The following is a 10,468-nucleotide window of genomic DNA, read 5'->3' as shown; positions in this document are numbered from 1 at the left end:
CCCGGGCGCGGCTCGAGCAGGGCGCGCTCCTCGAGCGCGCGCACGACGGCGCGGAACCGCTCGAGCACCGCCGTCGCCCAGTCGCCCGACGCGGCCGCGGCGTCGGCAGCCGCACGGAGCTCGGCGGCGCTGCGCGTGTCGTCCTCGAGCACGACCGCAGAGGCCGCCTTCCTGCGGGACAGGCGCACCGGGCCGGCGACGCGGTACGCGACGGCCGCCACGAGCAGGGCCACCACGACGATCACGAGCGCCGCCCAGGGCCCGGAGACGTCGAGGGCGGGCGCGCCGTCGAACAGGCCGGCCAGCCAGTCGAGGAAGCGCGCCAGCAGCGACGGGTCCGTGCTGTACTCCGGCTTCGCGAGCTCCTCGACGAGCCAGCGACGGGCCTCGTCCGCGTCGGGCTCCACCGGGACGTCGACCGGGAGCAGGGAGGGGGTCATGCCGGGGGCTGCTCGCTCGCTGCCGCGGCCAGCTCGACGTCGAGGCCCTCGCGCCGCATGCGCACGTCGATGTAGAGCAGGGCGACGACGCTCCCGAGGAAGAGCGTCAGCGCGACCGTCGAGACGGCGACGCCGAGCGTGGTGACGAGGTTGCCGACGAAGGCCTGCCCGGCGCCGAGGGCGATCGTGCCGACCAGGCTGAACGGCGTGACGATGATCTGCGTGACGATGTAGATGGCCACGTACGCGAGGAGGTAGATGCCGAACAGGCGCCAGAACGACCCGCGCGTGAGCCGCCACGCGCGCGCGACCGTGGCCCAGAACGGCTGGCGCTCCAGCGCGAGCGCCGGCGGCACGAGCCCCGTCCGCACGCCGACCCACACGACGAGCACGACGTACACGGGGATCGCGAGCAGGACCGTCACGCCGCCGACCGCCGGGTCGACGGAGAATCCCAGGGCCGCGAGGAGCACGAGGACCGTGACGAGCAGGACGAGCGCGAGGCCCAGCAGCAGCGTGAACCCGACGAGGAACCACGCGCGGCGCCCGACCTGCGACCAGACCTCGGCCACGGTCGCCCGGCGCCCGATGACGGACTGCCCGATGGAGACGGTGAGGAGGCCGCTGACGATCGGCGTCGCGAGCGCCGTCGTGATCCCGGTGCCGACGAGCGTCGAGTACATGGTCGCGAACTGCGACTCGAGCCCGCCCAGCCCGGCCTCGGACGGCAGCGCGAAGAAGAGGTCCGCGACGTAGCCCGAGAACGCGTACCCGAGCAGCGCTCCGACGATCGTCGCGACCACGACGACGAGCGTGCTCATGCCGAGCATCACGCGCGGGTTGTGGCGGATCGCGCCGAACGACCCGTCGAAGATCTCGCCGAGCGTCAGCGGGCGCAGCGGGATGATCCCCGGCTTGGACGACGGCGGGACGTACGGCGCACCGCCGAAGCCGGCCGGCATCCCGTAGCCGGGCTGGCCCTGACCGTACTGCCCTTGGCCGTACTGCCCTTGGCCGTACTGCCCCTGCCCGTACTGGCCCGCGGAGGGCTGCCCGTACTGGCCCTGGCCGTACTGCCCGTACTGGCCCTGGCCGTACCCCGGCAGCGCCTGCGGTGCCGGGCCCCAGCCGGACGGCGCATGGCCGGGCGTGCCGGTCGGCGTGCCGGTCGGAGCGCCGGGCTCGTGCCCGGGCGCGTACTGCCCGTAGCGCGGCTGCGGCGCCGGCTGCTGCGGGGGAGCCGGGGCGTCCGACGACGGCCCGTAGCCGGGCTGCCCGTACGTCGGCGTGCCCCAGCCGCCGGGCTGCTGCGGGGCCGGTGCCCCGGTCGGTGCCGCGCCGCGGGTGTCCGGGCTGTCCGGCGTGGCGCCGTCCGGCGCGCCGGAGGCGTCAGGTGTGCTCATGGGGGCGATGGTCCTCGCTCGTCGGCTGCGGTGCCAGGCCACCCTAGTACGCAGGGACGACGCGCGGGTGGCGCCGTGCCCGCAGGTCCGCGCGTCGCACGATGGCAAGATGAGCGCATGAAGGTTCGTGTGCTCGTGGTCGACGACGACACCGCTCTCGCCGAGATGATCGGCATCGTGCTGCGCTCCGAGGGCTTCGAGCCCGTCTTCTGCGCGGACGGCGACCTCGCCCTCGAGACGTTCCGCAGCACGCAGCCCGACCTCGTCCTGCTGGACCTCATGCTCCCCGGCAAGGACGGCACCGAGGTGTGCCGCCTCATCCGGGCGGAGTCCGGCGTGCCCGTCATCATGCTCACCGCGAAGAGCGACACCGTCGACGTCGTGCTGGGCCTCGAGTCCGGCGCCGACGACTACATCTCCAAGCCGTTCAAGCCCAAGGAGCTCGTCGCCCGGATCCGTGCCCGGCTGCGCCGCTCGGACGAGCCCGCGCCGGAGCACCTGTCGATCGGCGACGTCGAGATCGACGTCACCGGCCACCGCGTCACGCGGGGCGGGGAGCCGATCGCCCTCACGCCGCTGGAGTTCGACCTCCTCGTCGCGCTCGCGCGCAAGCCCTGGCAGGTGTTCACGCGCGAGGTGCTGCTGGAGAAGGTCTGGGGGTACCGGCACGCCGCCGACACGCGACTCGTCAACGTCCACGTCCAGCGCCTGCGCTCGAAGATCGAGCACGACCCGGAGAGCCCCGAGATCGTGCTGACCGTGCGCGGCGTCGGCTACAAGGCGGGCGCGGCGCGCACGTGACCCTTCCGACCGGCAGCCCGACCAGCTCGACCGGGGGCCCGACGCGGACCGCCGGGCGCTGGTCGACGGCGTGGGCGCGGCTGCGCCGGCGCACGCGCGCGCTCGTGCGCCGCGCCGTGTGGCGGTGGCGCTCGTCGATGCAGCTGCGCGTCGTGACGTCGACGCTCGTCGTGGGGATCGTCGCGCTGGCGGCGCTCGGCGCGTACCTGTCGGACTCGATCCGCGACGGCCTGTTCGAGCGACGGCTCGCGGAGGTCGACCTCGAGAGCGCGGAGTCCACCGACCAGGCGCGCCAGACGCTCGACGCCTCCCCGGCGACGACGGTCTCGGAGATCCAGGCGCTGCTGTACGACCTGCACGCGATGCTGTGGTCGAGCGGGTCCGGGTCCCGCGACGTGTTCCTGTGGCGGGCCCAGGGCGAGGGGATCGTCGGTCTGCTCGACGTCTCGTCCAACAACCAGCTCGAGCGGCTCGTGTCGCCCGAGATGCGCGAGGCGACGGTCGAGGCCGAGGGCGAGCAGGTGCTCCAGTCGGTCGCCGTGCCGACGATTCCCACGGAGCCGGACTCGCCGGTCGTGCCGGGCGTCGTCGTGGGCACCACGGTCGAGGTGCCGGTCGCCGGCACGTACGAGCTGTACTACCTGTACGACCTCGAGACGGACCAGGAGACGCTCACCTTCCTCCAGTCCGTGCTGCTCATCGGTGCCGTCGTGCTGCTCGCGCTCCTCGGCGCGATGACCACGCTCGTCACGCGCCAGGCGGTGCTGCCCGTGCGGCAGGCGGCGAGCGTGGCCGAGCGGCTCGCCGACGGCCGTCTCGACGAGCGGCTGCCGGTCAAGGGCCACGACGAGATGGCGTCGCTCGCGCGCACCCTCAACGAGATGGCGCAGAGCCTGCAGGAGCAGATCGGCCGCATGGAGGAGCTGTCCATGCTCCAGCGGCGGTTCGTCTCCGACGTCTCGCACGAGCTGCGCACCCCGCTCACGACCATCCGCATGGCGTCCGAGGTCCTGCACTCCTCGCGCGAGGAGTTCGACCCGGTGTCGCGACGCTCGACCGAGCTCCTGCAGGCGCAGCTCGACCGGTTCGAGGACCTGCTCGCCGACCTGCTCGAGATCAGCCGCTTCGACGCCGGCGCCGCGGTCCTCGACGCGGAGCGCCGCGACGTGCGCGACGTCGTCGTGGCCGCCGTCGAGCACGCCGCGCCGCTCGCCGAGCGCAAGGGCGTGTGGCTCTCGGTGCACCTCGGCGACGAGCCCGTCACGGCCGACGTCGACCCGCGGCGCGTCGAGCGCATCGTGCGCAACCTCGTGGCCAACGCGATCGAGCACGCGGAGGAGAAGCCGGTGGAGGTGACCGTCGCGGGCGACGGGCACGCGGTGGCGGTCGTCGTGCGCGACCACGGCGTGGGCATGACCGTCGACGAGGTGCAGCACGTGTTCGACCGCTTCTGGCGCGCCGACCCCGCGCGGGCGCGCACGTCCGGCGGCACCGGCCTCGGCCTCGCGATCTCGCTCGAGGACGCGCACCTGCACGGCGGCTGGCTCGAGGCGTGGGGCCGTCCCGCGCGCGGCGCGAGCTTCCGGCTCACGCTGCCGCGCCGCGCGGGCATCCGCCTGCAGTCGTCGCCGCTGCCGCTCGTCACGGAGCCGACGCCGGACCGCGGGCTCGGCGCGGCCTGGAGCGCCAGCGCGTCCGTCGTCGAGGACGTCGACGGCACGATCGGCCCGGCGGACCTGCCGTCCGTCACGGGCGGCATCCCCGTCGTCGTCGTGCCCACGGACGACCTCGGGCGGGGCGGACCCGCCCGCGGCGACGACGCCTCGCTCGGCCTGCGGGAGGCGCGATGACCCGCCCCGTGCCGGACCCGGTCGCCCCGCGGCGCACGGCCCGCTCCGTGCGCGGCCGGCTGGCGGCGCTCGCCGCCGCGGTCGTCGTCGGGCCGCTCGCCGCGTGCGCGTCCATCCCGACCAGCGGGCCCGTGATGGAGGGCGAGGCGGTCGTGTCGCAGCCCGGGCCGGTCTTCGTCCGCGCCGACGCGCCGCGCGAGGACGCCCCGCCGGACCAGATCGTGCGCGGCTTCCTCGCGGCGCAGGCGCAGGGCGCGTCCAGCTCGTTCGACGTCGCGACGCAGTACCTCACGCCGGCGACCGCGACGACGTGGTCGCCGCTCGCCCAGGTCGCCGTCCTCGAGGCCGAGCCCGAGCTCGAGGTCGACGACTCGGCGGTCGACCAGGGCGCCGTCACGGTGCGCGCGACCGCGGAGGTCGTCGGCGTCGTCGACGAGCGCGGCGTGTACACCGAGCAGGTCCCCGGCACGACGACCGAGCTCGTCTACGGGCTCGTGCGCGGCGCCGACGGGCAGTGGCGCATCGAGACGACCGACGACGGGCTCGCGATCTCCGCGACCAACTTCGACCTCACCTACCGGTCGACGAACCTCTACTTCCCGACGGTCGACCGCCGCTACCTCGTGCCCGACCAGCGGTGGTTCCCCAAGCGCAACTGGCAGACGCTCGCGGTCCGCGAGACGCTCGCCGGCCCGGCGCCGTGGCTGGCGGGCTCGGTGACCACCGTCGCGCCCGAGGGCACCGCGCTGAGCATCGACTCGGTGACGGTCGAGAGCGGCGTGCTGCCCATCGAGGTGCGGCTCACCGAGCCCGTCGCCGAGACGTCGCCCGAGGACCGCGGCCTGCTCGTGGCGCAGCTCGAGGCGTCGCTCGGCGACCCGTCCCCGCGCGACGTGGACATCTCCGTCAACGGCGCCACGCTCGCGCCCGGCGTGCCGTCGTCCGCACGGGCGGCCGCGACGGCGAACGACCCCGTCGTGCTCGCGGGCGACCAGGTGCTGAGCCTCGTCGGCCGCGCGACCGAGCCCGTGGAGTCCGTCGCGCCGCTCACGGAGCTCCAGCCGACCGCGCTCGCCTTCACGGGCGCGTCCGCGGACGCGACGTACGTCGTGCGCGACGGGTCCGACCGCCTCGTCACGGCACCGACCGCCGAGACGGAGCCCGCCACACTCCTCACGGGGGAGGACCTGCTCGCGCCGAGCGTCGACCGGTTCGGCCTCGTGTGGAGCGGCCCGCAGGTGCAGGACGGCACGCTGCAGGTCACCGACGTCGAGGGCACGGTGACGGAGGTCGCCGCGCCGTGGCTCGACGACCGGACGGTCATGTCGCTGCGGGTCGCGCCCGACGGCGCGCGCATCGCCGTCGTGAGCGCGACGGCCACCGGCGTGCACGTGCACGTGGCCGGGATCGTGCGGGGCGAGGACGACCGGCCGACCGAGCTCTCCGACCCCGTGCGGGTCGGCCAGCCGCTGGTGGCCGCGACCCAGGTCGTGTGGGTCGACCGCGCGCTGCTCGGCGTCCTCGGCCGCTCGGAGGGCGACAGCGACCCGGTCGTGCACCTCGTGCCCGTCGGCGGCCCCACCCGCAAGGCGTCGCCGCTCGAGGACGCCGTCTCGCTCGCGGCGGGGACCGGCATCGGCACCATGCTCGTCGGGACGAGCGACGGCAGCCTGTACTCCGCCGGTTCCTCGTCCCTGTGGACCCGCGTCGCGACCGAGGTGCGCCTCCCCACCTACCCCGGCTGAGCGCTCGCGCCCGCCGTGGCCGACCACAGAACCGGAGTCCCGGTGTGCCGTCCCCAGCGCGTGCCGTCGTGCCGACGCACGCCCCCGCCGTCCGGCACCCTGCCCGGATGAGCGACCTCCGTGCCCGTCGTCCGCGCGGCACCGCGACCGCGCCCACGCCCGCGCCCGTGCCCGCGCCCGTGCCCGTGACCGCGCCCGCGACCTGGGCCGCGGTGGTGCGGCGCGCGCTGCGCGACGTCGAGCGCCTCGTCCTGCCCGTGGCGTGCCCCGGCTGCCGCACGCCCGACGTCCGCTGGTGCGACGCGTGCCTCGGCGTGCTCGACGTGTCGCCACGGCGCTGCGAGGACGCCGAAGCCGCACGCGAGCGCCGACCACGTGCCGCCCGCGGAGGCGACGTGCACGCCGTCGGCCGCGTTCGCGTGGAGGTTGGCGAGGTCGACGAAGAGCGACGAGACGAAGTACTCGAGCGCGAGCTCGTGGTACCCGACCTCGGCCGCGACGATCGACTGGACCACGCCGGAGAGCGTCGAGTCCCCCGTGGTCAGCGGGTCGTAGTACTCGAAGTCGGCGAGCTTCTCCTCCGGCGTGAAGTGCTGCCCCTGGAGGAACAGCGCCAGCACGACGTCGGCCTGCTTGAGCACCTGGTAGCGGTAGATCACCAGCGGGTGGTAGTGCAGGAGGAGGGGGCGCTTGTCGACCGGGGTGTGGGCGAGGTCCCACAGCTCGCGCTCGAGGAAGTGCGAGTCCTGCGGGTGGATGCCGATGCTCTCCGCGTACGGGATGCACATGCGGTCGGCGGCGCGGCTCCACTCGAGCGTCTCGGTGGAGCGCAGGCCGAGGCGCTCCACCAGCTGCGCGTAGTCGTCCGGGTGCTCGTCCCGCAGGCGGTCCACGACGTGGGCGGCCGCGCGCAGGTTGAACCGCGCCATGACGTTGGTGAACAGGTTGTCGTTGACGACGGTCGTGTACTCGTCGGGCCCGGTGACCCCGTGGATGTGGAAGTTGTCGTCGCCGTTGGCGCGCCAGAAGCCGAGGTCCTCCCACATGCGCGCCGTCTCGACGAGGATGTCGACACCTTCGCGGCGCATGAAGTCGTGGTCGCCGGTGGCGCGCACGTACTGCACGAGCGCGTAGCTCACGTCCGCGTCGATGTGGTACTGCGCGGTGCCCGCTGCGTAGTACGCCGACGCCTCCTCGCCGTTGATGGTGCGCCACGGGAACAGGGCGCCCTTCTGGGAGAGCTCGCGGGCGCGGCGCCGGGCGGCGTCGAGCATCTGGTAGCGGAAGCGCAGCGCGTTGCGCGCGTAGCGCGGGCTGGTGTACGTGAGGAACGGCAGGACGTAGATCTCGGTGTCCCAGAAGTAGTGCCCGCTGTACCCGGAGCCCGTGAGGCCCTTGGCCGGCACGCCGCTGCCCTCGGCCCGCGCCGTGGCCTGGGCGAGCTGGAACAGGTTCCAGCGCACCGCCTGCTGGATCTCCGGCTGGCCACCGACCTCGACGTCCGAGCGGGCCCAGAAGTCGTCGAGCCACGCCCGCTGGTCGGCGAGCCGGGCCTCGGTGCCGCCGTCCTTCGCGCGGTCGAGCGTGCGACGGCAGCGGTCCACGAGCTCGCGCGACGGGACGCCGCGCGACGTGTGGTACGCGACCGTCTTCGTCAGGCGGATCGGGGTGCCAGGCTCGGCCTGGATGCGGAAGACGTGCTTCGCGAGGTCCTCGTCGACCTGGGTGCGCACGTCCCACTCGTTCTCGGTCTCGAGGTGGTCGTCGGCCGCGACCGCGAGGGTCATGCCGGAGTTGTGGCACCGGTAGGACAGCACGAGGCGCTCGTCGTCGCCCCACTGCGTGCGCGGCTCGAGCACGCGGCCCGCGAACTGGTCGGTCTTGCGCGGGTCGAAGCCCTCGCCGAGCGACGCGGAGCGGACGTGGTACTCGTCCTGGCCGTCCTGGCGGTTGAGGATCTGCGACGAGATCGCGATGGGGGCCGACGCGTCGAGCAGCGTCACCTCGAACGTCATGACGGCGAGGTGCCGCTCGGCGAACGACACCATGCGCTCGGAGCGCACGCGCACGTGCTTGCCCGAGGGCGTGCGCCACAGCAGCTCGCGGCGCAGGACGCCGTCGCGCAGGTCGAGCGAGCGCTCGTACTCCTCGAGGTCGGCGACGGGCAGGAGCAGCGGCTCGTCGTCGACGTACAGGCGGATGACCTTGGCGTCGGGGACGTTGACGATCGTCTGGCCGACGCGCGCGAAGCCGTACGCCTCCTCGGCGTGGCGGATCGGCCACGTCTCGTGGAAGCCGTTGATGAACGTGCCGTGCGTGTGGGACTCGCGCCCCTCCTCCACGTTCCCGCGCATGCCGAGGTAGCCGTTCGCCACGGCGAACAGCGTCTCCGTCACGCCGAGGTCGTCGGCGGAGAAGCGCGACTCGACGAGGCGCCACGGGTCCGCGGGGAACCGCGAGCGGTCGACCGTGCCCTTCTCGTCGGCGGTCTTGCGGATCACGCGCCGACCTCCTCGTCACGCCGGTCGCCGTCGAGGACCGTGACGTCGAGCTCGCCGAGGTCGGACACCACGACGTCCGCGCCGTGCTCGCGCAGCGCGTCCGGGCCCACGCCGCGGTCGACGCCGATCACGAGCCCGAAGTGACCGGCCGCGCCGGCCTGGACGCCCGAGAGCGCGTCCTCCACGACCACGGCCTCGGTCGCCGGCACGCCGAGCAGGTCGGCGGCGCGCAGGTAGGTGTCCGGGGCGGGCTTGCCGGCGATGTGCTCGCGCGCCGCGACGTTGCCGTCGACGACGACCTCGAACCGCGCGGCGAGCCCGGCCGCCTCGAGGACGGTCGGCGTGTTGCGCGACGACGACACCACGGCGACCGCGACACCCGCCGCCGTCACCGCGTCGAGGAAGCGCACGGAGCCGGGGTAGGGCTCGATGCCCTCCTCGACGAACATGCGGTTGACGATCTCGTCCTTGCGGTTGCCGAGCGAGCAGACCGTGCCCTCGCCCGGCGCGTCCGCGGGCTCGCCCCACGGCAGCTCGACGCCGCGCGACGCGAGGAAGGTCGCGACGCCGTCGTAGCGCGGCTTGCCGTCGATGTGCGCGAAGTAGTCCGCCTCCGTGTACGGGGCGAGACCGCGCTCGGCGCTGAAGGGGGCGAAGAGTCGCTCCCAGGCGCGCATGTGCAGCGCGGCGGTCGGCGTCAGCACGCCGTCGAGGTCGAAGAGCACGGCTCGCAGCACGGGCATGGGTCCTTCGTGAGGGGGGGTGATGAGAGAGGGGGACGGAGGCGGCCGCAGGCAGCGGCTCACGCCCCGGGGACAAGCGTACGCACGCTCGTCCCCTGCGTGAAAGCGCGTCAGGCGTGCGCGCGCTCCGCGAGGGCCTCGCCCACGCGGCCGAGGTTCGCGAGCAGCGCGCGGTGCTCGTCGGGCGTCCCGGCGACGGTGCGGCCGGGACCTGCGCCGACGTCCTGCGGGGCGCCGAGCAGGGTGACGTCGTCGAGCCCCGCGGCCGGCAGGCCGATCCGTCGCCACGGGGTCCCGACGAGGTCGGCGAGCTCGCCGAGCGCGGGGCCGGCGCACTGCGACACGGTCGCGGGCGGCAGCGCGAACCACAGCCCCACACCCCGCTCGACCGCGCGCGCGACCGTCTCCCAGAGCCGCTCGTCCCACGCCCCGGGCGCGAGCCCGACGGCGTCCGCGCCCGCGAGCACGGCCGGCGCCACGCCCACCCACGCGGGCCCGACGTGCACGACCGTCGTCGCACCGGCGCCGCGGGCGGCGTCGAGCACGGGGCGCAGCCCGTCGACGAGGTCCGGTCCCGGGACGGCGCGCAGCCGCGCGTACCCGGAGAAGGTCGGCAGCACGCCCGCGCCGACCTGCGCGAGCAGCGGCTCGTCGAGCTGCACGACGACCTCCGCGCCCGGGACCTGACGGCGCACCTCGGCGACGTGCTCGGCCACGCCGGCCGCGAGCGCCTCGACGAGGTCGCGCACGGCGCCGCGGTCGGACAGCACGCGGTCGCCGCGCGCGAGGTAGAGCTCCGCCGCGAGGGTCCAGGGCCCGCGGACGGCGAGCGCGAGCGGCCCCGCGTACCCGGCGGCGGCGATCGCGAGGGCCTCGAGGTCCTCGCGGCGGAAGGCGTCGGCGCGACGCTCGTCGGCGCCGGGGCGGTCGGCGAGCTTCCACCCGTGCGGGCCGAGCTCGACGGGCATCCCGGGCAGCAGCGCGG

Annotated in this window: 7 protein-coding genes and 1 pseudogene; 3 read left to right on the top strand and 5 right to left on the bottom strand. The window is 74.7% G+C overall.

Going from position 1 to position 10,468, the window contains the following annotated elements; genetic code table 11:
* Both JZ5iCDA_RS12550 and JZ5iCDA_RS12545 read right to left on the bottom strand, forming a co-directional pair.
* Positions 1 to 440 (bottom strand): annotated as a pseudogene (locus JZ5iCDA_RS12550) (DUF4129 domain-containing protein); the annotation flags it as partial.
* Entirely contained in the window at positions 437 to 1,843 is a 1,407-nt protein-coding gene (locus JZ5iCDA_RS12545) for a DUF7544 domain-containing protein (RefSeq protein ID WP_069387484.1), read from the bottom strand. The gene JZ5iCDA_RS12545 and the pseudogene JZ5iCDA_RS12550, both read right to left, overlap by 4 nt.
* A 117-nt stretch (positions 1,844 to 1,960) precedes the next feature.
* Here JZ5iCDA_RS12545 and mtrA point away from each other — a divergent pair, with 117 nt between their 5' ends.
* Genes mtrA through JZ5iCDA_RS12530 form a run of 3 tightly spaced genes read left to right on the top strand, consistent with a single transcriptional unit; the run spans position 1,961 to position 6,239 of the window.
* Positions 1,961 to 2,644: an MtrAB system response regulator MtrA gene (mtrA, locus tag JZ5iCDA_RS12540; RefSeq protein ID WP_069387483.1), complete on the top strand. Its 684-nt coding sequence runs from the start codon at positions 1,961 to 1,963 to the stop codon at positions 2,642 to 2,644.
* On the top strand, positions 2,641 to 4,494 hold the full coding sequence (gene mtrB / locus JZ5iCDA_RS12535; protein ID WP_069387482.1) for an MtrAB system histidine kinase MtrB: 1,854 nt from the start codon (positions 2,641 to 2,643) through the stop codon (positions 4,492 to 4,494). The genes mtrA and mtrB overlap by 4 nt, the downstream gene beginning before the upstream one ends.
* Positions 4,491 to 6,239 (top strand): LpqB family beta-propeller domain-containing protein, encoded by a 1,749-nt coding sequence (locus tag JZ5iCDA_RS12530; protein WP_069387481.1) that lies wholly within the window; start codon positions 4,491 to 4,493, stop codon positions 6,237 to 6,239. Before mtrB ends, JZ5iCDA_RS12530 begins: the two co-directional genes overlap by 4 nt.
* Here the strand turns inward: JZ5iCDA_RS12530 and JZ5iCDA_RS12525 are convergent.
* The 3 genes from JZ5iCDA_RS12525 to JZ5iCDA_RS12515 form a co-directional block, all read right to left on the bottom strand.
* Entirely contained in the window at positions 6,227 to 8,740 is a 2,514-nt protein-coding gene (locus JZ5iCDA_RS12525) for a glycoside hydrolase family 65 protein (protein WP_253182079.1), read from the bottom strand. The two genes, JZ5iCDA_RS12530 and JZ5iCDA_RS12525, sit on opposite strands and share 13 nt — an antisense overlap.
* Positions 8,737 to 9,483 carry an HAD family hydrolase gene (locus JZ5iCDA_RS12520; protein ID WP_069387480.1) on the bottom strand — a complete coding sequence of 249 codons (747 nt, stop codon included), beginning with the start codon at positions 9,481 to 9,483 and terminating at the stop codon, positions 8,737 to 8,739. Before JZ5iCDA_RS12520 ends, JZ5iCDA_RS12525 begins: the two co-directional genes overlap by 4 nt.
* A 110-nt stretch (positions 9,484 to 9,593) precedes the next feature.
* The coding region (locus JZ5iCDA_RS12515) for a hypothetical protein (RefSeq protein ID WP_069387479.1) at positions 9,594 to 10,468 on the bottom strand (875 nt) is incomplete at its 5' end.

This window comes from Cellulosimicrobium cellulans (genome assembly GCF_001722485.1).
In the GTDB taxonomy this organism is placed as follows: domain Bacteria; phylum Actinomycetota; class Actinomycetes; order Actinomycetales; family Cellulomonadaceae; genus Cellulosimicrobium; species Cellulosimicrobium cellulans_A.
This window is presented reverse-complemented; position numbering and strand designations above follow the sequence as displayed.